The sequence below is a fragment of the Nocardia niigatensis NBRC 100131 genome, assembly GCF_000308655.1.
Lineage (GTDB): Bacteria > Actinomycetota > Actinomycetes > Mycobacteriales > Mycobacteriaceae > Nocardia > Nocardia niigatensis.
The window spans coordinates 1-22,449 of sequence record NZ_BAGC01000050.1; the positions used below are offsets into that span (position 1 = coordinate 1).

Sequence of the window (22,449 nt, forward strand, 5' to 3'; positions counted from 1 at the left end):
GAGCGGCGGGCTGGACATCGCCGCTGGCCGAGCCGGCCGCGGTGATGATGGAACCGAAGACGCCCAGAGCGAGGGCGGCGGCGCCGGCCGTGCGAGCGGTGGCAACCATCTTGCTACGTCTGGCGGGGCAGCTGAGAGCAGTCATAACATTCTTGGGCATGGCGAATTTGGATTCCTGTTCGGTTTCGGGCTCGCAGGCCTGAAGAAGGCAGCGCACGACCAGGGCACGCGTCTCACGACGCTCACCCGAACGCTGCGATCGGTTCTGGATTCTGTTGTGAAACCCGTTACGGGTCACTGGAATTGGCGCACTCCGTGGAGTACCGCAGAGGTGTTCGCGACCTTCCGGCCGCAGTGCCTCATCGCACCGATGTGGTGATCACGTTCCGCATGTGTGTTCACATCTCCTTGCGCCATTCAGACTTGCGGTCTGTTTCCGACAAGGTCACAGCTTGATTGCGCGTTGTTAACACAGCCTGAATCAAAGATGAACGGACAGTGAACTAGCCCGCTGGACACCTTCGGTACCTGCATCAATACATGCGCTGACCTGGTGACTCAATTCGAAACACAAAGTGTTTCAGATCACAGATTAATTTAGCCCCAAGATCGCGATATACCGACATTTGCCCGATTTCGCGGCGATTCATCGGCGTTTCGCATTGCGCAAGTAACAGTTCAGCAAATCACATTGGTTATCTCGAACAACATTCGTCACATTTGTCACGCGAAATAACGGCGTCGCGATGTAACCCGCCGAGGTATCTCCGATGTCCCTGCTGAGAACCATCGAGACAGAGTCGAGATGTCCCTGCTGACAGCCGTTTTCTCCGTGTCCCGCCGCAACCTGATCACCGTGCCCGTGCTGCTGACCGGCGCCGCGGTCGCCGTCGCGCTCGGAATAGCCGGAACCCACTACCGACCCGGCACCCAACCCCTGCCCACCTGGGGTTTCTCCGCGCCCCAGATCTTCAAGGCGTATCTGAGCACCGTCGTATTGGCGCTGATCGGCGGCCAGTTGCTGACGGCCGTCTGGATCTATCGCTTCCACGCGCCCCGATCGGTCCACATCTACCACCGGCTGTCCGGCGGGCCGGCTTTCCTGCTCAGCCTGCCGGTGGCCTGCTACTGCCTCTACAGCTTCGGCTTCCAGTTCGGCCGGGGCGTGACCGAGCGGGTCATGGTGCACTCCATCGCCGGCGTGGTCTTCTACGGCGCCTTCGCCTCGAAGATGCTGACGCTGCGCCTGAAGCGGACTCCGGGCTTGCTGCTGCCGCTGCTCGGCGGCCTGGTGTTCGCCAGCTTCGTGCTGGCATGGACGCTGGCGTCGCTGTGGTGGTTCCGTACCGTCGGATTCGCGAAATGAGCGATTATGGCGACAGCGCAGTTATCTCGCATTTCTCGCGTTGTGATCTCGAATGCGGAATTGGATCCGCTTGTCCCAGACCATGAATACCGGCCGCGAATAGCGGTCCGCCCACCGGAACCAGGCGCGGTTCCGGTGGGCGGCAAATATTCGGCTTCGATCTAGGAGAGGGCCCCGGTGCTCAGGAATCCGAGCAGATCGTGTCGGGTGATGACACCGACCGGCTTGCCGTCCTCGACGACCATGAGGGCGTCGGTGGACTCGAGCAGCTTGGTGGCCGCGGAGACCGGCTCGCCCGCGCCGATGAGCGGGAAGGCCGGGCTCATGTGCTGGGCGACCGAGTCGGTGAGCTTGGCGCGCCCCTCGAACACCGCCGACAGCAGATCGCGCTCGGTGACCGAACCCGCGACCTCGCCCGCCATCACCGGCGGCTCCGCGCCGACCACCGGCATCTGCGAGACGCCGTACTCGCGCAGGATCTCGATGGCGTCGCGCAGCGTCTCCTGCGGGTGGGTGTGCACCAGGTCCGGCAGCTCACCGGACTTGCCGCGCAGCACATCGCCCACGTGCACCTCGGTGGTCGAACCGTCGAGACGCGAGCGCAGGAAGCCGTAGGAGCTCATCCACTGGTCGTTGAAGATCTTGGACAGGTAGCCGCGACCGCCGTCCGGCAGCAGCACGACCACCACCGCGTCCGGATCGCGCTCGGCGACCTTGAGCGCCGCCACCACGGCCATACCGCAGGAGCCACCGACGAGCAGGCCCTCCTCGCGGGCCAGGCGCCGGGTCATCTCGAAGGAGTCGGCGTCGGAGACGGCGATGATCTCGTCCGGGATCTCCGGGTCGTAGGCGGTGGGCCAGAAGTCCTCACCGACACCCTCGACCAGGTACGGGCGACCGGTGCCGCCGGAGTAGACCGAGCCCTCCGGGTCCGCGCCGATGATCTTGACCTTGCCGCCGGAGACCTCCTTCAGGTACCGGCCGGTGCCGGTGATGGTGCCGCCGGTGCCGACGCCCGCCACGAAGTGGGTGATCTTGCCCTCGGTGTCGCGCCAGATCTCGGGACCGGTGGTCTCGTAGTGCGATTCGGGGCCGCCCGGGTTGGAGTACTGGTCCGGCTTCCACGCGCCCGGGATCTCGCGCACCAGACGGTCGGAGACGTTGTAGTAGCTGTCCGGGTCCTCCGGCGCGACCGCGGTCGGGCAGACCACGACCTCGGCGCCGTAGGCGCGCAGCACGTTCCGCTTGTCCTCGCTGACCTTGTCCGGGCAGACGAACACACACTTGTAACCGCGCTGCTGCGCGACCAGGGCCAGGCCCACACCGGTATTGCCGGACGTCGGTTCGACGATCGTGCCACCGGGCTTCAGCAGCCCGGCCTTCTCGGCAGCGTCGATCATCTTGACGGCGATGCGGTCCTTCGAGCTGCCGCCCGGGTTCAGGTACTCCACCTTCGCCGCCACCAGTCCCGAGTTCGGACCCACCACGGAGTTCAACCGGACGAGCGGGGTGTTTCCGATCAGATCGACGACATGGTTAGCGATGCGCATACCCCTCATCGTTGCAGAAAGGAGATACGCGCCCACGCGCACGTCGGCGATATCACCGCGCCGCGAACTACGATCGGCGCTATGAGGATGCCGACGAGCTTGCCCGCCGCCGCCCTGCTCGCCACCTCCGGCCTCGCGACCATGATCGTCGCGGCCGCGCCCGCTGAGGCCACTACAGTCGAATTTCCGCAGGTCCCGAGCGTTTATCACGATGCGTTGATCTGCGGCGGCAATATCCGATCCTGGGCCGACACCGACCCGCAGTGGCACGGCCGGGCCATCCTCAACATCCAGGCGCTGCCGGTCGCCGGGTTCGATCCGGGCGAGTACAGCTTCGCCCCGCAGTGCATCACCGTGGCCACTGTCGCCTGGCGGAACATGGACACCGGCGCTGCCGGCGAATATCGGGTTCCGGTGCTGGCGGGCTTCTACGGCAGTGAGCACTACGCGCTCTTCCAGGACACCGGGCCGGGCCACGTCATCGTCACCGTCTACACCGACATGCCGAACATCCCGGCGCACAGCGCTTTTGACGTGCCCGCCTGACAGTGAGCGATATCCCACAGTTCATCAGGTGAGATACCGGCATACCGGATGTTTGAGCCACAACACACCCGTCGTAAATTCGAAGAGGATCACCCCAGCAAAAAAGGAGTCCTCATGGCTGAGGCCGTCATCGTTTCGTACGCCCGCTCGCCCATCGGCCGCGCTGGCAAGGGTTCTCTGGTGAGCATGCGACCGGACGACCTCGCTGCGCAGATGGTGCGCGCTGCCCTCGACAAGGTGCCCTCGCTCGCCGTCTCCGACATCGACGACCTGCACCTGGGCTGCGGCCAGCCCGCCGGTGAGGCCGGCTTCAACATGGCGCGCGCCGTGGCGGTGCAGCTGGGCTACGACACCCTGCCGGGCGTCACCGTCAACCGCTACTGCTCGTCGTCCCTGCAGACCACCCGGATGGCCTTCCACGCCATCAAGGCCGGCGAGGGCGAGGTCTTCATCTCCGCCGGTGTCGAGACCGTTTCGCGCTTCCCGAAGGGCACCGCCGACGGCTGGCCGGACTCGCACAACCCGCTGTTCGCCGACGCCGAGGCCCGCACCAAGGCGACCGCCGAGTCCAACGCCACCTGGACCGACCCGCGCGAGAACGACATCCTCCCGGACGTCTACATCGCCATGGGCCAGACCGCGGAGAACGTCGCCACCTACACCGGCATCTCCCGCGAGGACCAGGACCACTGGGGCGTGCGCTCGCAGAATCGTGCCGAGGAGGCCATCAAGTCCGGCTTCTTCGAGCGGGAGATCACCCCGGTGACCCTGCCCGACGGCACCATCGTCACCACCGACGACGGCCCGCGCGCCGGCACCACCTACGAGAAGATCTCGCAGCTGAAGCCGGTCTTCCGCGAGAACGGCACCATCACCGCGGGTAACGCCTGCCCGCTGAACGACGGTGCGGCCGCGCTGGTCGTCATGTCCGACACCAAGGCCAAGGCGCTGGGCCTGACCCCGCTGGCCCGCATCGTGGCCACCGGCGTCTCCGGCCTGTCCCCGGAGATCATGGGTCTCGGCCCGATCCAGGCGGTCCGCAACACCCTGAAGAACGCGGGCATGACCATCGGCGACCTCGACCTGTACGAGATCAACGAGGCCTTCGCCGTGCAGGTGCTGGGTTCGGCTCGCGAGCTGAACATGGACCTGGACAAGCTGAACGTCTCCGGTGGCGCCATCGCCCTCGGCCACCCGTTCGGTATGACCGGTGCCCGCATCACCGCGACCCTCATCAACAACCTGCAGACCCAGGACAAGCAGTTCGGCCTGGAGACCATGTGTGTCGGTGGCGGCCAGGGCATGGCGATGATCATCGAGCGCCTGAGCTGATAGCTCGAACCTGAGCGGGCCGTCCGACCTGATGGTCGGGCGGCCCGTTTCCTTTGGCGGGCTGAGCCCCTCAGTTTTACCCTGCGGGTAATCGACTTCGTTCCTGGCGGACGGAAATATCAAGGGCAGCAAAGCAATCCGACCAAGGAGTCCGAAATGCCCGCCTACGCCATCGCCAATCTGTGGGACGTCGACCTCAATGCCGAGATCGTGGAATACCTGGAGCGGATCGACGGAACGCTGGCACCGTTCGGCGGGAAGTTCATCGTCCACGGCGGCACCCAGCGGGTGATCGAGGGCCCTGCGGACACGGTCGTGATCGTCATCGAATTCCCCGACTACCCGGCCGTGACCGGCTGGTACGAGTCGGCCGCCTATCAGGAGATCCTGCCGCTGCGGCTCCGGAACTGTTCCAGCGTCGGCGTTCTCGCCGCGGACTGCGGCGAGAATCACGTCGCCACCGACGTCCTGAAGGAGGTGGTGACCAACGAGTGAACGCTCTCGGGCCGGCTACACAGCAGTGGGCGGGCACCGGATTCCGATGCCCGCCCACTCGGGTATTCAAGCTGTGCGTCAGCCCTTCCCGGACTACCTGTCCTGGAAGTAGCTCAGCAGGCGCAGGATCTCGAGGTACAGCCAGACCAGGGTGACGGTCAGGCCGAAGGCCACGCCCCAGGCCGCCTTCTCCGGCGCCTGGGCCCGGATGAGCTGGTCGGCGGCGTCGAAGTCCAGCAGGAAGCTGAAGGCCGCGACACCGATGACCACCAGGCTGAAGATGATCGAGAGGGTGCCGCCCGAGCGCAGTCCGAAGCCGTCCGTGGTGAAGATGCTCGCGACCAGGTTGCCGAGCATCAGCACCAGGATGCCGATCATGGCGCCGACGATCATGCGGGTGAGGCGCGGGGTGACGCGGATCGCGCCGGTCTTGTAGACCACGAGCATGCCGAAGAACACGCCGAAGGTGCCGAGCACCGCCTGCGCGATCAGGCCCGAGCCGCCGACGCCACCGATCTGCACATTGGTGAACAGGAACGAGAACGAGCCCAGCAGCAGGCCTTCCAGCGCCGCGTAGGTGAGCACCAGCGCCGGGTTGTCCTGCTTGCGGCCGAAGGTCATGACCATGGCGATCGCGAAACCACCCAGGCCGCCGACCAGTAGGAACAGCATGGCGAGGCCGTGGTTGGCCGAGGTGAGCGCGTAGGACAGGATCGCCGTCAGGGTGACCACGCCGAGGGTGATGCCGGTCTTCTGCACGACATCGTCGATGGTCATCGGGCGGGTGGTGGGCACGGCCGGCTGGTAGGGCTGCTGGTAGCCCGGGTACTGCGGCTGCTGACCGTACGGGTTGTTGGAGAACTGTCCGGCTCCAGGCGCCGCGCCGAAGCCGGCGTAGCCGCCCTGCTGCGGCTGCAAGTTCCGGAAGACCGGGTTGGATGTGGAGCGCATTTCCGTGCGTCCCTTTCTGGAGTCGCGGCTCACGGCGGTCGTGGCCATTGAAGCTACTCGTCCAACGCGCTGTGGGGGTCCGGAGTTCCCGAACCCCCACAGATCGGACGGATCGGACTTTACCTTAGCTTTACCGAACGCGCCGCCCGCTGAGCCGTGGTCCGGCCGCCCCGCAGGCTTGTCTCAGCCCAGCTGACTCATCACGCGAGTCGCGATGAGCTCCAGGTGATCCAGATCCGACAGATCCAGAATCTGCAGGTAAACCCGCCTGGTACCGGCGATCTCGGCATAGCGGCCGATCTTCTCGACCACCTCGTCCGGGCTGCCGGCCAGACCGTTGGCCTTCAGCTCGTCCACCTCACGGCCGATGGCGGCCGCCCGGCGCGCCACCTCGGCATCGCTCGCGCCGACGCAGGCGACCAGCGCATTGGAGAAGATGATGTCGTGCGGATCGCGGCCGATGTCCTTGGCGGCCTTGCGGACTCGCTCGAATTGGTCGGCGCTGGCCGCGGCGGACTGGAACGGCACGTTGAACTCGGTCGCGTATCGCGCGGCCAGGCGCGGGGTGCGCTTGGCGCCCATGCCGCCGATGATGACCGGGATCCGCGACTGCGCGGGCTTGGGCAGGGCCGGGGAATCGGTGAGCGTGTAGTGCTCGCCGGCGAAGGAGAAGGTCTCGCCGGCGGGCGTCGCCCACAGGCCGGTGACGACGGCCAGCTGCTCCTCGAAGCGCGGGAACTTCTCGGCCGGAAACGGAATGCCGTAGGCGGCGTGCTCGGCCTCGAACCAGCCCGCGCCGAAGCCGAATTCGACGCGGCCCCCCGACATGGCGTCGACCTGGGCCACCTCGATGGCGAGCACGCCCGGGTGCCGGAAGGTGGCGGAGGTGACCAGAGTGCCCAGCCGGATACGGCGGGTCTCGCGGGCCAGGCCGGCCAGGGTGATCCAGGCATCGGTGGGGCCCGGGAGGCCGTCGACGTCGCCCATCTTCAGATAGTGGTCGGACCGGAAGAAGGCGTCGTAGCCGAGGTCCTCGGCGGTCTGGGCCACGGTGCGCAGGGTGTCGTAGGACGCGCCCTGCTGCGGTTCGGTGAAGATTCGAAGATCGATTCGTCCCATGTGCCTATTGTTCGGCGTCGTGCAGGCCGCGCACCGAACGGGTCACCGTGAACTTGCGATTGCGGCCCATCACATCGGTTCGGCCGACCATGCGCTCCATGACACCCCGGTAGTTGAGGTGCGTGTTGTAGACCGTCCACAGCTCCCCGCCGGGCCGCAGCACGCGGCCGGTCTGCTGGAACATCTTGATGGCCGAACCGGTGTGCACGGCCGCGCCGACGTGGAAGGGCGGGTTGCACAGGACCAGGTCGGCGCTGTTGTCGGGGACTCCGGACATGGCGTCGTCCTGTAGCACGGTGATGCGGTCGGCGACACCGTTGGCTGCGGCGGTGGCGCGGGTGGAGGCGACCGCTGCGGCGGATTGGTCGGTCGCGGTCACCCGGATGCCGGGGCGGGCCTTCGCCAGGGCGACCGCGAGAATGCCGGTGCCGCAGCCCAGATCGATGGCATCGCGGGCATCGGGCTTCATCCGCTTCAGGTGGTCGAGCAGGAAGCGGGTGCCGATGTCCAGGCGCGGGCCGGAGAAGGCCGCGCCGTGGGCCACCACCTCCAAGTCCTGGTCGTCGAGCCGGTTGCGGATCGGAAAGCGGGGCTCACCAACGGGTTTGGGCTCGGAGGCGAGCAGGATGCGGGACTTCTGGCGGCCGCGGGTGGCGCGCACCGAGCCGAAGGACTCGGCCAGCACCTCGTTCATGGCGGGGGTCAGGTATTTGTCGCGGCCGCCGGCGAAGACCTCGACCTCGGGTGCGGCCCAGCGTGCGATGGCCTCGGCGGTTTCGGCCAGGCCGGACAGCGCGCGGGGCAGCCGCCACAACACCACGCGGACATCGGAGAGCAATGCCTCGCCCAATTCCCGGGTCGAAAAGCGATCAGCGAGACCGACAATTCGGGCATTGTTGGCGAGGGCCAATTCACCGGTGAGCAAATCCTGATGCACCCGGACCTCGTGCAGGTCGTGCGCGGCGGCAGCCCCGAGCGTCAGGGCCCCGTAGCCGTCGTCGATCACGGCCACCCGCCCATCTCCGGCGGCGGCCAGCGAATCGGCGGCGACATCCAGCATGAGGCGGTCCGCGGCATCGACCGCGAACAGGTTCACCGCTTCGACATCCGGATACCGCCGTAACTGGCGCAATACGTCCTCGACCTCAACCACACCTACAGTGTGCTAGATCATTGCCGGGTTATTCCATTCGGCACGGTCGGCGGTCATTTGCCGGAATTGACCGAGCCCGGCACTATTCTGCGATTCCGCAAATCACATGTCGATGTTGTTCACGCAGAATGGATTTCCGAGGTGTCGTCCGCGCGCCGGGGCATGACGGCCGCCGCGCCGATGAGCACCACGGCCATGGCGGCCACGCCCACGAACACCACGTGCACGGCCCCCGCGAGTTCCGACGCGACCGGATGGCCCGCGCCGCCGAGGCGGGCATTGACCAGCGCGCCGAACACGGCCACGCCCACCGCACTGCCCAGCGAGCGGGTGAACATATTGGTGGCGGTGACCACGCCGCGCTCCGACCATTCGGCACTGGCCTGGGCGGCGATCAGGGTCGGGCTGGCCACCAGGCCCATCCCCATGCCGACGATGAAACAGCCGATCGCCAACTGCCACAGGCTCGATCGCGCGTCCACCACCAGCAGCGACGACGCGCCGACCACGGCCAGCAGGGCGCCGATCACCGCCGTCGCCCGGAAGCCTATGCGCAGGTACACGTTTCCGGCCTGCGACGCCGATACCGGCCAGCCCAGGGTGAGCGCGCCGACGGTGAGTCCCGCGATCAACGCCCCGCTCCCCAGCACGCCCTGCGCGAAGGTCGGCACATAGGAGGTGAGGCCCAGCAGGATCGCGCCGACCAGCAGTGAGGCCAGACTGCTGGCCACGACGATGCGGCGGGTGAAAACCCACAGCGGCAGAATCGGATTCGCGGCCCGCCGCTCGACCAGGCCGAATACCGCCAGCGTCAGGCCGCCGCCGAGGAACAGCGCCAGGCTGGCGGGCGAGCCCCAGGACCACGCCTGACCGCCCTCGAGCAGCGCCAGGATGAGCGCGCCGGCCCCGACGGTGAGCAGCGCGGCGCCGAGGTAGTCGATCCGATGGCTCTGCCGCGGAGCGCTTTCGGTGAAGTTCCGCATGATCATCCACGCCGCCAGCGCGGCCAGCGGCAGGTTGATCAGGAAGATCCACCGCCAGCTGACGTATTCCGAGAACACCCCGCCGAGCAGTGGTCCCAGCACCGACGAGGTGGCCCACACGCTGGCCAGATACGCCTGCACCTTGGCCCGTTCCGGCACCGTGTAGATATCGCCCGCGATGGTCATCGAGATCGGGCTGACGGCCCCGGCCCCGATGCCCTGTACCGCCCGGAACGCGATCAGCGCGGGCATGCTCGTCGCCAGCCCGCACAGCAGCGACCCCACCGCGAAGGCCCCGATGCCGAACAGCATCACCGGCTTCCGCCCCACCATGTCGGCGAGCTTCCCGTAGATCGGCACCGTCACCGCCTGCGCCAGCAGGTAGATGCTGAAAAGCCAAGGGAACTGCGCGAACCCGCCCAGCTGATCCGTGATCGTCAGCACCGCGGTCGCAATGATGGTCGAGTCCAGCGCCACCAGCGACGTCGACAACATGAGCGCCGCGAGAATCGGCCCCCGCTCCGACCGCAACCCGATCGACGACTTCACATCAGTAGCCGTCATCGGCGACCCCTTCCCTCAACCCAACTCACTCCATGAGTCGAACGCACGGCCGGGACCGCTATTCCGCTGCGGGACAAACACGCGCCAACACTCCGTGGGTCTCCGCCCCGACGCACTCTGCGACGGAGAGCCGAAAGACCGACCGGCTCGCTCCGACGAGACGTCGACCCACGGACCTGTTCGGCTACATCCCGTCGACAGTGAGCCGACAATGCTCAGCAGATCGCCTTCCCCGGGTTTCGGAGTTACGAACGCGGGCGACCGGTTTCGACCCGGACGCCCGGCCCGGGTCAGAGAGAGGCGGCTAGTTCGCGGAGGACGGGGAGGCTGACGGAGCCTGAGCCGAGGACCTTGTCGTGGAAGGATTTGATATCGAAGGCGGATCCCAGGCGATCGGTGACGAGGGTGCGCTGGCGGCGGATCTCGAGCTGGCCGACCTTGTAGGCGACGGCCTGGCCGGGCATGGCGATGTAGCGATCGATTTCGACGCGGATCTCCTCCAGGCCGACCGGGGCATTGGCGGCCATGAAGTCGACGGCCTGCCGGCGGGTCCAGCCTTTGGCGTGCAGGCCGGTGTCGACGACGAGGCGGCAGGAGCGCCAGGAGTCGGCGGCCAACATGCCGATGCGGGTGAGATCGTCCGGGTAGAGGCCCATTTCGTCGGCGAGGCGTTCGGTGTAGAGCGCCCAGCCTTCGACGAAGGCGGTGTTGGAGAAGGACATGCGCTGGAAACGCGGGAGATGGTCCAGCTCGTTGGCGATGGTGAGCTGGAGGTGATGGCCGGGGATGGCCTCGTGGTAGGCGACCGCGGCGGTCTCATAGCGGTTGCGGCTCTTGGGTTCCCGCAGGTTGACGTAGTAGGCGCCCGGACGGGAGCCGTCGGCCGCGGGCGTGAAGTAGTAGGCGGCGGGAGCGTCCGCGGCCAGGAAGTCGGGGACCGGGAGGATGTCGCACGACTCGCGCGGGAGCCGGCCGAACCAGTTGCCCATCTCTGCCTGCGCGGCGGCCAGATACGCGCGGGCGTCGGCCATGATCTCCTCGCCATCGCCGTAGCGCAGCGCCGAATCCTCGCGCAGGCGAGCGAAGATGGCGGTCTGATCGGCGAGGCCGAACAGGCGGCCGCCCACCTCTTCGTATTCGGCGCGCAGGCGGGCCAATTCGTCCAGGCCGAGCTGGTGGATCTCGTCCGCGCCCAGGTCGGGCAGCGTGGTGTGGTGGCGCAGCAGACGGCGGTAGATGTCAGCGCCGTCGTCGCCGAGCCAGCACAGGCCTGGCTTGTCGTCGGGGCGCGAGACGGGTTCCAGCTCGGTGGCCAGCGCCGCCCGGTAGGCGGCGAAGGCAGGCCGGATGACCTCCCGCGCGACCTCGGTCAGCGCTGCGCGCCACGCGGTTTCGCCGTCCCAGTCCGCCGGTCCGGCCATGGTGACGAACGGGTCGTCGGCCAGGTCGGAGGCGAGGTAGCCGTCGAGCTGATGGAGCGAGCGTTCGATGGTGATGTGCGCGGGCGTGCGCCCGGCCGCGAGCCCCGCCCGGAACCGCTCCACGGCCTGGTTCATCAGGGTGCCGAACTGCCGGTAGCGCTGCACCAGCCGCTCCGCGTTCTCCGGCTGGGGCGCGTTCACCAGTGGGGCCATGGTCAGCATCCCCGCGTGTACGCCGGTCATCTGATCAGAGGCCATCTCGGCGGGCCGCCACTCCAGATGCGAGACCGCCGAGGCCAATTCGGTGCGCAGCAGGCTGCGCGTGGTCCGGTCCTCGTCACCCAGCCGTGCCGGGTCCAGCGCGTCCACCTCGGCCAGCAGCCCCCGCCACGTGCCGAGCAGCCGCTCCTCCGCCGCGACGGACAGATCTTCGATGCGATCGTCGAATCGCCTGTCCCCCAACAGGGTCGCCTCGCTGGGCGCGGACTCCAGCAGGGCGTCCCAGTACCGGTCGGCGAGTGCGATGAGTTCCTCGTGCGCGTCCATGTCGACCATCATGCCCGCGCCCGTCGCCGCCGTGCGGCCGCAAGGAAACTTCGCACCCCCAGCGGCAGCGCCGCTCTTCAGCGGCGCGGTGGAACCGGAATGCGCATCAGATCCTCGGCCATCACGATCTCCCCGTCGAAATGGGCACGGGCATCGGCCAGATGCTGATCCAGGGTGCGATAGCGCTGCGAATAGTGGGTCAGGACCAGCGTGCGGACCCCCGCCTGTGCGGCCACCCGCGCCGCCTGCCCCGCCGTGAGATGCCCGTATTCGACGGCCAAGAGCTCATCGGCATCGATGAAAGTGGCTTCGATGACCAGCATGTCCACGCCCTGCGCCAGGTCGTAGACCCCGTCGCAGAGCCGGGTGTCCATGACGAACGCGAAACTCTGCCCCGGCCGCGCTTCGCTCACCTGGTCGAGGGTGACCGTGCGCCCGCCGATCTCGACCACGCCGTGCCGCTGCAGTTCACCCACGACCGGCCCCGACAATCCCAGTTCGCGCAGCCGCTCGGGAATGAACCGCAGACTGTCGGGCTCGTCGAGCCGATACCCGAACGACTCGACCGGATGCGACAGCCGTGCCGCGCGCAGCGTGAAATCGGCCCCCGGCGGCGGCAGTTCACCGTTCTCGGCGATCGGATGCGGTTGCAGTTCCACCCGCCGGTTGTGCGCCGAGGAATCGATGAGCCGCTCGTAGAAGATCTCACCGGACGCCGGGAAGTAGACGTCCACCGGATGCAGCGCCCCGTCGAGGCTGATGCGGCCCAGTACACCGGGCAGGCCGAAACAGTGGTCTCCATGGAAGTGCGTGATGCAGATGCGGGTGACGCCGCTGGCGGCCACGCTCGCGAAGCTCATCTGCCGCTGGGTGCCCTCCCCCGGGTCGAACAGCAATCCCTCGCGGTCCCAGCGCAGCAGATACCCATTGTGATTGCGCTGTTTGGTCGGTACTTGGCTGGCCGTCCCCAGAATGACCAGTTCGCGCTGTGACACGGCCGTCAGGCTACCGCCCATGCCGCCGATCCTCGCGGTGGCGAGTCGGGCGCGTCCCCGCGAGAATACCGACAGGGGGTATCCCATCGGGGGCAGGCGGCGGGTCCGTAGAATGACCGCCGTGATCGAACAGCAGCCCCCAGGCACCCGGTTCATCCGGGCCTTCGGGCTGCTCGCGCTCCTGTCCGGGCTGGTGGCCATGCACGCGCTGGTGCTCGGCATGAGCCATGACGGCATGGCCGGCGACCACTCCACACCCGCCCGGAGCGCGGCGACCGTCCTGACCGGGCACATGCACGACGCGATGCCGATGGCGGGTATCGCCCCCATGGTCATGTCCTCGGCTCTGGATGAGGACAACGGCATGTCCATGACCGGCTGCGGCGGCGATTGCGGCAGCGGTCACGCCGGAATGCACGGCTGCCTGTTCGTGCTCGCCGCACTCCTGCTCGGTCTCGGCCTGGCCCTGCTGGGCTGGGTCGGTCGCGGTCGTCGCGATGCCGCATCCCGGAAACTGCGCCGTCCGCGCGCGAACCACGCCCGTCCACCTCCGTGGACGGTGCTCTCCCTGGCCGACCTGGCGATTCTGCGGATCTGATGGGCCGCCGCTGCCGCGTATCCCCCACGCGGAAGCGGGTTTTCGCATGCCCTTTCCCTGATTCGCCAGTAATCATCAAGGAGTTCAACCATGTTCAGCACCCGGATCAAGCTCGTCCTGATCGCCGGCACCGCGGCCACCGCTCTCCTCGCCGCGGGCTGCGGCGGCAATGACACCGACACCTCGAAGGCCACGCCGTCCTCGACCACCATGGCCATGGATCACGGCGGCATGCCCGGCATGGATCGCGGCACCGGCACCTCGACGCCGGCCGCCACCCGCAGCGACTTCAACGACGCCGACGTCACCTTCCTGCAGATGATGTACCCGCATCACGCGCAGGCGGTGGAGATGGCGAAGCTGGTGCCGACCCGCTCGCAGAACCAGCAGTTGATCACCCTGGCCACGGCCGTCGAGCAGGCGCAGTCGCCGGAAATGCGGCAGATCACCACGCTGCTGCAGAGTTTCGGCAAGCCCGCGCCGAGCGCCGACATGGGTCACGATATGCCGGGCATGATGTCGAAGGACCGGATGACCAAGCTGGAGAGTCTGTCCGGCCCGGACTTCGACAAGCTGTGGATGCAGATGATGATCGAGCACCACCAGGGCGCGATCACCATGGCGAACAGCGAACTGGCACAGGGCACGAACGCCGACGCCAAGGCGCTGGCGCAGTCCATCGTGACCGCCCAGCAGCAGGAGATCACTCAGATGAACGGCATGCTCGGCCAGAACTGACACCTGAAACGCCAACGGGTGCGCCGGTTTCCGGCGCACCCGCTCGTTGTTCTAGCTTCCGATGACGGCGTTCATGATGGTGCCGGCGCTGGTGGCGGTCACGCCGCCGATCATCGCTCCGGCCACCATCTTCGGTGACTCGAGACCGCCGCCGCTCCACTTCTCCCAGGCGAACCGGCCACCGCCGTAGGTGATGGCGGTGACGCCGGACAGCATGGTGAACCAGGTGAAGTAGCGGACCAGCTTCATCAGCTTGTCCGCCACGGGCGGCGTCTCCGGGGTCGGGTTGCCGATCTGCGCGACAACCGTGGTGTAAGCGTCATGCACGGCCAGGAGCATGCTCACGATCGGTTCCTCTCGGGATGCTGAGATGGTGCTGACGGGCCGAACTTGTGGCACAACTCTCACTATTCAGAGCAATTGAACCGCATTCCGCGAGGTGGTGGAATGCCGACACACCACGAGCACCGAACTCGAGCACCCGATCAGCTACCTGATTCGGCCTCCGACCGGGCCATCACCGAGTGCCGGTGGCCGTAGGCGAAGTACACGATCAGGCCCAGTGCCATCCAGATGACGAAGCGCAGCCAGGTCTCGACCGAGAGGTTGAACATGAGCCAGGCACAGGCGACGACCGACAGGATCGGGATGAACGGCACCAGCGGGACCCGGAAGCCGCGCCGCAGATCCGGCCGCGACCTGCGCAGCACCACCACGCCGATGGACACCAGCACGAACGCGAACAGCGTGCCGATATTGACCATCTCCTCCAGGGTGCCGAAGTCCACGAACCCTGCCAGCACCGCGCAGACGACGCCGACGATGGCGGTGATCCGCACCGGGGTGCCCTTGGAGCCGGTGTGCGCGAGCTTGCGCGGCATCAGGCCGTCGCGGGACATGGCGAACAGCACGCGGGTCTGACCCAGGAACAGCACCATGACGACGGTGGTCAGACCGGCGAGCGCGCCGATGGAGATGATGTTCTTGGCCCAGGTGACGCCGTGCAGCGCGAAAGCCGTTGCGAGGGTGGCGTCGTCGCCCTGCAGGTCCTTGTAGGACACCATGCCGGTGAGCACCAGCGAGACCGCCACGTACAGCACGGTCACGATCGCGAGCGAGCCCAGGATGCCGCGCGGCACATTGCGCTGCGGGTCCTTGGTCTCCTCGGCGGCGGTGGCGACGACGTCGAAGCCGATGAAGGCGAAGAACACGATGGAGGCCGCGGCCAGCAGGCCGTACCAGCCGTAGTGACTGTTGCCGCCGCCTGTGACCAGCTGGAACAGGGTCTGGTGCAGCTTGCTCGCGCTGCCGGAGTCGGCGTTGGGAACCGATGTGGGGACGAACGGCTTCAGGTTCGACGCCTTGAAGTAGGTGGCGCCGACCACGACCACCAGCGCGATGACGGCCAGCTTGATGGCGACCGCGACCGCGGACACCCGCGAGGACAGTTTGGTGCCGAGGGCGAGCAGCACGCCGAGCACGGCGATCAGCACGACCGCGCCCCAGTCGAACTTGACCGAGCCGAAGTGCCAGATGGGCGAACGTCCGCCCATGACCGTGCCCAGGTACTGCGACCAGCCCTTGGCGACCACCGAGGTGCCGAGCGCGAATTCCAGGATGAGGTCCCAGCCGATGATCCAGGCGACCAGTTCACCGAAGGTGGCGTAGGAGAAGGTGTACGCGCTGCCCGCGACCGGGACGGTCGAGGCGAATTCGGCGTAGCAGAGCGCGGCCAGTCCGCAGGCGACGGCGGCGAAGACGAAGGCCAGCGAGACCGCCGGTCCTGCCATGTTGCCCGCGGTACGCGCGGTGAGGGTGAAGATACCGGCGCCGACCACGACCGCGACGCCGAAGACGGTGAGGTCCCACGAGGTCAGGTCCTTGCGGAGCTTAGCATCGGGATCATCGGTGTCCCGGATGGACCGTTCGACGCTCTTGGTGCGGAACAGTCCGGTGGTGCGCTGGGCAGCGGGACCGGTAGCGTCCCGCGGTGAGTCCGATATCGCCACTGTCTCTCCTAAATCTGGCTTCTCGGCAACAATGCAGTTCTCACCGTTCGGTCGCCATCGGGCGAGTTATCGGCGTCACACGGAACCGTATCACCGGCTGGTACGTACCAGTTCAGCAACAGGCTGGTCACCGAGAACGCACCAGCGTGCCTGCGCAACGGCACGCCGGGGACCGTCGGGTCGGATTAGTGTTTCGGTATGGCTTTCGGGGGAGCGTCCGCGGGCGGTGATCCGAGCGCACTGGATCGGGTGCTGGCGCATGCGGACGGCGTCCGGGTCCGGGAGATGCCCGGGGACGCGCCGACCCTGATCGAGGAGCGGGACCCGATTGCCGTGCGGGCGCTGCGGGACGCCCTGCGCGTCGCCGACCTGCCCGGTTTCGTGTGTATGTGCTGGGGCGATGTGGCTATGGACTTCTTCGATGCCGCCGAGGGCCCCCTCGCCACCGTCACCCTGCACCACGGCTATGCCATCCGCTGGGACGGCTGGCCCCAGGACGCATTGCTCGCCGACGGCATCCGCACGCTGGAATGGCTTGCCGTGCGCGGAGTCTCGGTTCCCCTGCGCGAATATCGCGCGGCCGAGCAGCGCCAGGCGGACGGTGACCGCACCGCCCGGCTCTGGGCGGCCGAGATCCCCGCACCGCTCATGCCCTACGCCCGTGTCTTCCTGGATACATCCACCACCGGCGGCGGTCTGTCCGGGCCTCAGGTGGAGGAGGCCCGCGCCCTGCTGATGGGTGCGTACCCGGATGCGGTGGATCGAATCCTGCGCCTCTGCGCGTGGTGCGCCGCGGGCACCGGAGCCTACTCGGGTTACCCAGCGCACGAACGCATTCCGGCCCGGTTCCTGGACCTGGAGAATCGCGCCGACTTCGCCCGCGCGGTCGATCTCGCCGATGGCCCGGCCATCGCGGGCGCGGTCCGCTACCTGCTCAGCTGGGAAACCCGAAAGCGCCTGGCCCGCCTGCTGTCGGCGCTCTCCCCCGCCGCCCGCCACAAGGTCCTCGTCCACGCCCGCGACGCGGAATCGCGCCGCTGGCTGGAACGCCGCATCTCCAAATTGCAGTGAGCCACCGCCGAGTTGCCGTGCCGATCGCCCGATGGGTTGGGCCGGGAACGGCTTCTCGGCGCAGAACCCTTGCGCCAAGGCGTCATCCATCAATTCGGGGTGTTCGGCCGCCAGCTCGTCGTTCGGGCCGCAGGTGCTCGGATGAACGCCGTCGTCGACCGTCTCCGTCGCGCCGGCCGACCCCCGTCGAAGTGCCAGAGTTCGCCGTACCAGTACCGTCCGGCGCTGCCCCGCGTCTCGCCCACGATGTAACCGTTTGCGGTGCGCTCGATTCCGACCGCGAACACTTCGCCGGACCTGACGAAGTCCGACTCGGCGTCGGTCGCCCGGTAGACCGCGAAAGTTCCGCGTGTCGGTTACGGCACCAGGACCGCGCGCCCCCGGATCTGTCCCGCGTCGAGGCGGCGGAAGGCTTCGGGTCCTTCGGCGAGGTCGAACCGCTCTACCTCCATGTGCAGCTTTCCCGCCTGGGCGAGAGCCACGCACGCGTGCAGGTCGGCACGGGTTCCGCCCAGCGACTTGCGCACGGTCGCGCCCCAGGGCCAGCCGGGGCCGCCTGCGGGTCCGGCGGTGATTTCCGGTGCGCCGCCGCCGATTCCGACCATCCGGTAGGCGCCGTTGGGGGCGACGGTCTCGCAGGCGAGCTTGGCGGTGGCGTCCGCGCCGACGAAGTCGAAGACGGCGTCCGCGCCGCGTCCGCCGGTGAGGTAGAGGATCTGCTCGGCGGTGTCGTCGCCGGAGAGGATGCCGAGATCGGCGCCGCAGTCGGCGGCCAGGGCGAGCTTCTCCGGCACGTGATCCACGGCGATCACGCGCACGCCCGAGATGGCGTTGAGGATCTGCACAGCCACGTGCCCGAGTCCGCCGATGCCGATGGCGACCGCGGTGCCGCCGGGCCGAAGTGCTTCGCGCGCACCGCGAATGGCGTGGTAGGCGGTCAGTGCGGCGTCGGCGACCGGTGCGGCCTGAATGAAGTCCAGGTCGCCGATGGGCACGAAGGCGCTGGCGGGAATGCGCACGTACTCCGACATGCCGCCCTCGATGGTGAGGCCGGGGCAGGGCGGCATGGCGACGCGACCGGCCGCCAGGCAGACGTTCTCGTTGCCGCTCACGCACTCGCGGCAGACGCCGCAGGTCCAGAACAGGTAGACGACGCCGCGTTCACCGATCTCGCGCCCGTTCACGTCGGAGCCGATGGCCTCGATGGAGCCGGCGATCTCGTGACCGAGGGTGAGCGGGTCCTCGCGCAGCTGGATCGGGAAGTTGACCAGGGTCAGGTCGGAGTGGCAGACGCCCGCGGCGCCGACCTTGACGAGCAGGTCGGTAGGTCCGATATCAGGCACGGGGATGTCGTTGATCTGCACCTTTTCCGGGCCGGTCCACTGGAGTGCGCGCATCGTGCTTCCTTGCCTCGAGCTTGTGATCTGGCGCACACGGTAACACTCGCTTTACACTGCGTCTATCGAATGACGGATTGTCTACCGATTTCCCGGAAGGTCTTCCCACTACGTCGGACAGGTGTCTACGCTCGCGTCCCATGAACACACCGCGGATCGCCATCGTGGGCGCCGGAATCTCCGGGATCTGCATGGCCGTGGCTCTACAGCGGGCCGGATTCACCGACTTCACCGTCTACGAGAAGGCCCACGATTACGGCGGCACGTGGCGTGACAACAGCTATCCGGGCCTGACGTGTGATGTGCCCTCGCGGTACTACCAATTCCGCTTCGCCATGAATCCCGGCTGGTCACAGCTGTATTCGGCCGGGCCGGAGATCAAGGAGTACCTGGTCGGCGTGGCCCGCGAGCACGGGCTGCACCGTCACACCCGCTTCGGGACCGAGGTGACCGCCGCGGAGTTCGACGGCGACGGCTGGCAGCTCACCACTTCCGACGGGGTACCGCGCCGCTTCGACTTCGTGCTGTGCGCAACGGGTTTCCTGCACCACCCGACCTGGCCCGACATCCCCGGCCTGGACGAATTCGCCGGCCCGGTCATGCATTCGGCGCGCTGGCGGCACGACGTCGAGATCACCGGCAAGCGGGTGGGTGTGATCGGCACCGGTTCCACCGGCACCCAGTTGGTGAGCGCGATGGCCGGTGACGCGGCGAAAGTGGTGCTGTTCCAGCGCACTCCGCAGTGGATCCTGCCGACGGTGAACCGGTCGTACACGAAGGTGTCGAAGCGGCTGTACCAGCTGTTCCCCGCGCTGGGCGCGGTCCCCTACTGGTTCAATCGCGCAGCCTTCGCAGTGTTCTCGCAGGGTCTGGTGCATCCGGGCCGGGTGCGCCGGTTGATCCAGTGGGTGGTGGAGCGGAACCTGCGGTCGGTCAAGGACCCCGAGCTGCGCCGCAAGCTGACGCCCGACTATCAGGCCATGTGCAAGCGGCTGGTGGTGTCCGACCGCTTCTACCGGGTGGTGCAGCGACCCGATGTCGAGCTGGTGACCGAGGGCATCGACGCCATCGGGAAACGCGGGGTGTCGACCGCCGACGGCCGCCTGCACGAGCTCGACATCCTGGTACTGGCAACGGGTTTCGACTCGCACGCCTTCATGCGTCCGATGGCGATCACCGGCACCGGCGGCCGCACCCTGGATCAGGCCTGGGCCGACGGTCCGCGGGCTTTCGAGGGCGTCATGATGCCGGGCTTCCCGAACCTGTTCATGCTCGTCGGCCCGCACAGTCCGTTCGCCAATCACCCGCTGACCGCGGTCGCCGAGGCGCAGTCCGCCCGCATCGTCAGCTGGCTGAAGCGTTGGCAGGCCGGTGAATTCGCGACCGTCGTCCCGACGCGCGCCGCCACCGACCGCTACAACGCGCGCATGCGGGCCGCCGCCCCGAGCACGGTGTGGACCACCGGCTGCAACAGCTGGTACCTGGGCAGAGACGGGCTGCCCGAGCTGTGGCCGTGGACGCCGGGACGCTACGAGAAGCTGATCCGCAGCGCACCGGATCCGGTCGACTACGACCTGAATCAGCGCGTGCCGAGCGGGAAGTGACACCGTGGAACAGCGTTGTGGCGCTTCGTCTCCCGCCTGCGGCTCGGGTCAGGCGAAGGCGCGGCTGACCACCGGTACCACGAATTCCTCGAGCATGGCGCGCTCCTCGGCGGCATCACGTCCGGGTGCCGCGAGGAAGGAGACGATGATCCGGGTCAGCCAGCGCGCCAGCCGGCTGCGTTCGGGATCGGTGAGCGCGGTGGGCGTGAACAGGCCCGCCGCAATGGATTCGATGACGTCGGAGTCCTGACTGATGCGGCCGGCCGCACCGGATTCGCCGGGCCGGAACCAGGCGATGAGCATCGGGTCGGCCCGTACCGCCTGAATGGCGCCCAGCATCGCGGTGACCACCTTCTCGCCGGGATCCTCGATCGCGCCGACCTGCGTGAACACACCCGCGGCGATGCGGCGGGTGGCGCGGTGCACGAAGGCCAGGCGAACGGCCTGCCGGTTCTCGAAGTACCGGTAGAGGGTCGCCCGGGAGCATCCGGCCGCCTTGGCGATATCGCCCATGCCGACCGCGGTGACGCCGCGCTCGGCGAACAGGCACGCGGCCGCGTCGAGGATGCGTTCGGCGGCCAGGTCGGCGCGATCGTCGGCCAGCCAGTCTCGGCTCATGCGATATCCCTTCGGTGCGGCGGGGTCCGGCGGCGGGGCAGCCGCCACCGGACCCACTCGTTCACACTCTGCCCGTGCGATGCGCGTGCGATGCGACCGGGCCGACCTTGCGCGGTGGCCGGCCCGGGTGTGGTCAGGCCGTCGCCCGGAACGGGACGGAGATCGGCCAGCGCACGTAGTTGCCGTGCGCCCACTGCACCGTGTCGAGATCGACGGTGAAGTCCGGGCAGCGGGTGAGCAGTTCCTCGAGGGCCACGCGCGCCACCATGCGGGCGGCGGCCGCGCCCAGGCAATGGTGGTGGCCGTGGCTGAAGGTCATGATGCGCTTGGGGTTGCGGCGGACGTCGAGTTCGGCTGCGGTGGGCCCGAATTCGCGTTCGTCGCGGTTGGCCGACCCGTAGAGCAGCAGCACCCGGCGGCCCGCGGGAATGGTGACGCCGTGCAGCTCCACGTCGCGGGTGGCGGTGCGGGCCAGGCCCTGCACCGGGGAGGTCATGCGCAGGAATTCCTCGACGGCGTCGGGGATGAGCGCTGGGTTGTCCACCAGCAGGCGGCGCTGTTCGGGGAAGGCGGTGAGCAATTGCACCGCGCCGCCGAGGTTTCCGGTGGTGGTGTCGTTGCCGCCGGTGATCATGGTGAAGGCGAAGCCGAGCATGGCGAGCAGGCCCTCGTTGTCGCCGTCCGCGCCGAGCCCGGAGGCCAGCAGGTGCGAGATGGTGTCATCGCCGGGCTGCTGGCGGCGGCGGTCGATGAGTTCGCTGAAGTAGCCGACCATCTCACCGACCGCGGTGAAGGCGCGCTGGTCTCCGGCGGCCAGGCCCGCGCCTTCGACCGCGCCGCCGACGATGTTCTCGGTCCACGCGTCGAACTTGACCCGATCCTGTTCCGGCACACCGAGATAGTGCGCCACCACCATGGTGGGCAGCGGCTTGAACAGGTCCTTGACGATGTCGCCCGAGCCCGCGGCCCGCAGGCCCTCGATGCGCTGGACGACGAAGTCGCGCACCTCGGGTTCGACCGAATTGACCTGCCGCGGCGTGAATCCCGGTGAGACCCGGCGGCGGAAGTCGGTGTGGTCGGGCGGATCCATGAAGACGAACGGCTTGGCGGCGCCGAAGCCGGCGGCCAGCAGGTCGACGTAGTCGACGGTCAGGCCGGAGGCCGAGGAGAAGGTCTCGGGGTCCCGCGCGGCCGCGTACACGTCCGCGTGCCGGGACAGGACGTAGAAGTCGTCGGATTCGCGGCCCTCGGGGACGGCCCGGTGGACCGGATCATGGTCGCGCAGCTGGGAATACATGGGATACGGATCGCGCCAGGTTTCCCCGGAGCGCAGTTCGAATCGCACCGCATGAGACGCCGTTGAACTCATGAACCGACCGTAAGACAAAACTAA

General features: G+C 67.8%; 20 protein-coding genes. 8 read left to right on the forward strand and 12 right to left on the reverse strand.

Translation table 11 applies throughout. The features are described from left to right. Positions 1 to 805 precede the first annotated feature (805 nt). Positions 806 to 1,366, forward strand: coding sequence for a DUF6529 family protein (locus ON33_RS23765; RefSeq protein ID WP_051152713.1), 561 nt, complete (start codon positions 806 to 808; stop codon positions 1,364 to 1,366). Positions 1,367 to 1,527: 161 nt separating this feature from the next. Here the strand turns inward: ON33_RS23765 and ON33_RS23770 are convergent, their stop codons facing one another. Next, positions 1,528 to 2,916, reverse strand: a complete 1,389-nt coding sequence (locus tag ON33_RS23770; protein WP_040861290.1) for a cystathionine beta-synthase — start codon at positions 2,914 to 2,916, stop codon at positions 1,528 to 1,530. Between the two features lie 81 nt (positions 2,917 to 2,997). Between ON33_RS23770 and ON33_RS23775 the strand changes: the two genes are divergently transcribed. From ON33_RS23775 to ON33_RS23785, 3 genes are all read left to right on the forward strand, one after another. Continuing rightward, the gene (locus ON33_RS23775; protein ID WP_040861291.1) at positions 2,998 to 3,462 is read left to right on the forward strand and encodes a hypothetical protein; all 465 of its coding nucleotides are present in this window, start codon (positions 2,998 to 3,000) and stop codon (positions 3,460 to 3,462) included. Positions 3,463 to 3,576: 114 nt separating this feature from the next. Then, positions 3,577 to 4,794 (forward strand): acetyl-CoA C-acetyltransferase, encoded by a 1,218-nt coding sequence (locus ON33_RS23780; protein ID WP_040861292.1) that lies wholly within the window; start codon positions 3,577 to 3,579, stop codon positions 4,792 to 4,794. 156 nt (positions 4,795 to 4,950) lie between these two features. Beyond that, positions 4,951 to 5,289 (forward strand): DUF1330 domain-containing protein, encoded by a 339-nt coding sequence (locus tag ON33_RS23785; RefSeq protein ID WP_040861293.1) that lies wholly within the window; start codon positions 4,951 to 4,953, stop codon positions 5,287 to 5,289. A gap of 93 nt (positions 5,290 to 5,382) precedes the next feature. On the opposite strand, the gene ON33_RS23790 is transcribed toward ON33_RS23785, so the two are convergent. The 6 genes from ON33_RS23790 to ON33_RS23815 form a co-directional block, all read right to left on the reverse strand. Next, complete coding sequence (locus ON33_RS23790; protein ID WP_040861344.1) at positions 5,383 to 6,240, reverse strand: Bax inhibitor-1/YccA family protein; 858 nt, start codon at positions 6,238 to 6,240, stop codon at positions 5,383 to 5,385. Positions 6,241 to 6,423: 183 nt separating this feature from the next. After that, positions 6,424 to 7,350, reverse strand: a complete 927-nt coding sequence (locus tag ON33_RS23795) for an LLM class F420-dependent oxidoreductase (protein WP_040861345.1) — start codon at positions 7,348 to 7,350, stop codon at positions 6,424 to 6,426. A 13-nt stretch (positions 7,351 to 7,363) separates the two neighbouring features. Then, on the reverse strand, positions 7,364 to 8,512 hold the full coding sequence (locus ON33_RS23800; RefSeq protein ID WP_040861294.1) for a class I SAM-dependent methyltransferase: 1,149 nt from the start codon (positions 8,510 to 8,512) through the stop codon (positions 7,364 to 7,366). Between the two features lie 119 nt (positions 8,513 to 8,631). Continuing rightward, positions 8,632 to 10,059, reverse strand: a complete 1,428-nt coding sequence (locus ON33_RS23805) for an MDR family MFS transporter (RefSeq protein WP_040861295.1) — start codon at positions 10,057 to 10,059, stop codon at positions 8,632 to 8,634. A gap of 290 nt (positions 10,060 to 10,349) precedes the next feature. Continuing rightward, the gene (locus tag ON33_RS23810) at positions 10,350 to 12,038 is read right to left on the reverse strand and encodes a DUF885 domain-containing protein (protein WP_040861296.1); all 1,689 of its coding nucleotides are present in this window, start codon (positions 12,036 to 12,038) and stop codon (positions 10,350 to 10,352) included. 65 nt (positions 12,039 to 12,103) lie between these two features. Next, the gene (locus ON33_RS23815; RefSeq protein ID WP_040861346.1) at positions 12,104 to 13,021 is read right to left on the reverse strand and encodes a ribonuclease Z; all 918 of its coding nucleotides are present in this window, start codon (positions 13,019 to 13,021) and stop codon (positions 12,104 to 12,106) included. Positions 13,022 to 13,142: 121 nt separating this feature from the next. Between ON33_RS23815 and ON33_RS23820 the strand changes: the two genes are divergently transcribed. Beyond that, entirely contained in the window at positions 13,143 to 13,619 is a 477-nt protein-coding gene (locus ON33_RS23820; RefSeq protein ID WP_157184689.1) for a DUF6153 family protein, read from the forward strand. A 90-nt stretch (positions 13,620 to 13,709) separates the two neighbouring features. Further along, on the forward strand, positions 13,710 to 14,357 hold the full coding sequence (locus ON33_RS39920) for a DUF305 domain-containing protein (protein WP_083869243.1): 648 nt from the start codon (positions 13,710 to 13,712) through the stop codon (positions 14,355 to 14,357). 51 nt (positions 14,358 to 14,408) lie between these two features. Here the strand turns inward: ON33_RS39920 and ON33_RS23830 are convergent, their stop codons facing one another. Together ON33_RS23830 and ON33_RS23835 are read right to left on the reverse strand one after the other, a co-directional pair. Then, a complete protein-coding gene (locus ON33_RS23830; RefSeq protein ID WP_174391564.1) occupies positions 14,409 to 14,696 on the reverse strand; it encodes a hypothetical protein in 288 nt (95 codons plus the stop codon). 146 nt (positions 14,697 to 14,842) lie between these two features. Beyond that, positions 14,843 to 16,366: an amino acid permease gene (locus ON33_RS23835; protein ID WP_040861298.1), complete on the reverse strand. Its 1,524-nt coding sequence runs from the start codon at positions 16,364 to 16,366 to the stop codon at positions 14,843 to 14,845. Positions 16,367 to 16,564: 198 nt separating this feature from the next. Between ON33_RS23835 and ON33_RS23840 the strand changes: the two genes are divergently transcribed. Beyond that, on the forward strand, positions 16,565 to 17,437 hold the full coding sequence (locus tag ON33_RS23840) for a hypothetical protein (RefSeq protein ID WP_040861299.1): 873 nt from the start codon (positions 16,565 to 16,567) through the stop codon (positions 17,435 to 17,437). 356 nt (positions 17,438 to 17,793) lie between these two features. Here the strand turns inward: ON33_RS23840 and ON33_RS23845 are convergent, their stop codons facing one another. Continuing rightward, positions 17,794 to 18,834 (reverse strand): NAD(P)-dependent alcohol dehydrogenase, encoded by a 1,041-nt coding sequence (locus ON33_RS23845; protein ID WP_040861300.1) that lies wholly within the window; start codon positions 18,832 to 18,834, stop codon positions 17,794 to 17,796. A 140-nt stretch (positions 18,835 to 18,974) separates the two neighbouring features. On the opposite strand from ON33_RS23845, the gene ON33_RS23850 reads away from it, so the two are divergent. Further along, the gene (locus ON33_RS23850; protein ID WP_040861301.1) at positions 18,975 to 20,438 is read left to right on the forward strand and encodes a flavin-containing monooxygenase; all 1,464 of its coding nucleotides are present in this window, start codon (positions 18,975 to 18,977) and stop codon (positions 20,436 to 20,438) included. Positions 20,439 to 20,486: 48 nt separating this feature from the next. On the opposite strand, the gene ON33_RS23855 is transcribed toward ON33_RS23850, so the two are convergent. Together ON33_RS23855 and ON33_RS23860 are read right to left on the reverse strand one after the other, a co-directional pair. Then, positions 20,487 to 21,056 (reverse strand): TetR/AcrR family transcriptional regulator, encoded by a 570-nt coding sequence (locus tag ON33_RS23855; RefSeq protein WP_040861302.1) that lies wholly within the window; start codon positions 21,054 to 21,056, stop codon positions 20,487 to 20,489. 133 nt (positions 21,057 to 21,189) lie between these two features. After that, positions 21,190 to 22,425, reverse strand: coding sequence for a cytochrome P450 (locus ON33_RS23860; protein WP_040861303.1), 1,236 nt, complete (start codon positions 22,423 to 22,425; stop codon positions 21,190 to 21,192). Positions 22,426 to 22,449: the final 24 nt, after the last annotated feature.

Bases quoted from the DNA above. Each gene is read 5' to 3' on its own strand.
- ON33_RS23765 (WP_051152713.1), top strand. From the start codon at position 806: ATGTCCCTGCTGACAGCCGTTTTCTCCGTGTCCCGCCGCAACCTGATC.
- ON33_RS23770 (WP_040861290.1), bottom strand. From the start codon at position 2,916: ATGCGCATCGCTAACCATGTCGTCGATCTGATCGGAAACACCCCGCTC.
- ON33_RS23775 (WP_040861291.1), top strand. From the start codon at position 2,998: ATGAGGATGCCGACGAGCTTGCCCGCCGCCGCCCTGCTCGCCACCTCC.
- ON33_RS23780 (WP_040861292.1), top strand. From the start codon at position 3,577: ATGGCTGAGGCCGTCATCGTTTCGTACGCCCGCTCGCCCATCGGCCGC.
- ON33_RS23785 (WP_040861293.1), top strand. From the start codon at position 4,951: ATGCCCGCCTACGCCATCGCCAATCTGTGGGACGTCGACCTCAATGCC.
- ON33_RS23790 (WP_040861344.1), bottom strand. From the start codon at position 6,240: ATGCGCTCCACATCCAACCCGGTCTTCCGGAACTTGCAGCCGCAGCAG.
- ON33_RS23805 (WP_040861295.1), bottom strand. From the start codon at position 10,059: ATGACGGCTACTGATGTGAAGTCGTCGATCGGGTTGCGGTCGGAGCGG.
- ON33_RS23810 (WP_040861296.1), bottom strand. From the start codon at position 12,038: ATGATGGTCGACATGGACGCGCACGAGGAACTCATCGCACTCGCCGAC.
- ON33_RS39920 (WP_083869243.1), top strand. From the start codon at position 13,710: ATGTTCAGCACCCGGATCAAGCTCGTCCTGATCGCCGGCACCGCGGCC.
- ON33_RS23830 (WP_174391564.1), bottom strand. From the start codon at position 14,696: ATGCTCCTGGCCGTGCATGACGCTTACACCACGGTTGTCGCGCAGATC.
- ON33_RS23840 (WP_040861299.1), top strand. From the start codon at position 16,565: ATGGCTTTCGGGGGAGCGTCCGCGGGCGGTGATCCGAGCGCACTGGAT.
- ON33_RS23845 (WP_040861300.1), bottom strand. From the start codon at position 18,834: ATGCGCGCACTCCAGTGGACCGGCCCGGAAAAGGTGCAGATCAACGAC.
- ON33_RS23850 (WP_040861301.1), top strand. From the start codon at position 18,975: ATGAACACACCGCGGATCGCCATCGTGGGCGCCGGAATCTCCGGGATC.
- ON33_RS23855 (WP_040861302.1), bottom strand. From the start codon at position 21,056: ATGAGCCGAGACTGGCTGGCCGACGATCGCGCCGACCTGGCCGCCGAA.
- ON33_RS23860 (WP_040861303.1), bottom strand. From the start codon at position 22,425: ATGAGTTCAACGGCGTCTCATGCGGTGCGATTCGAACTGCGCTCCGGG.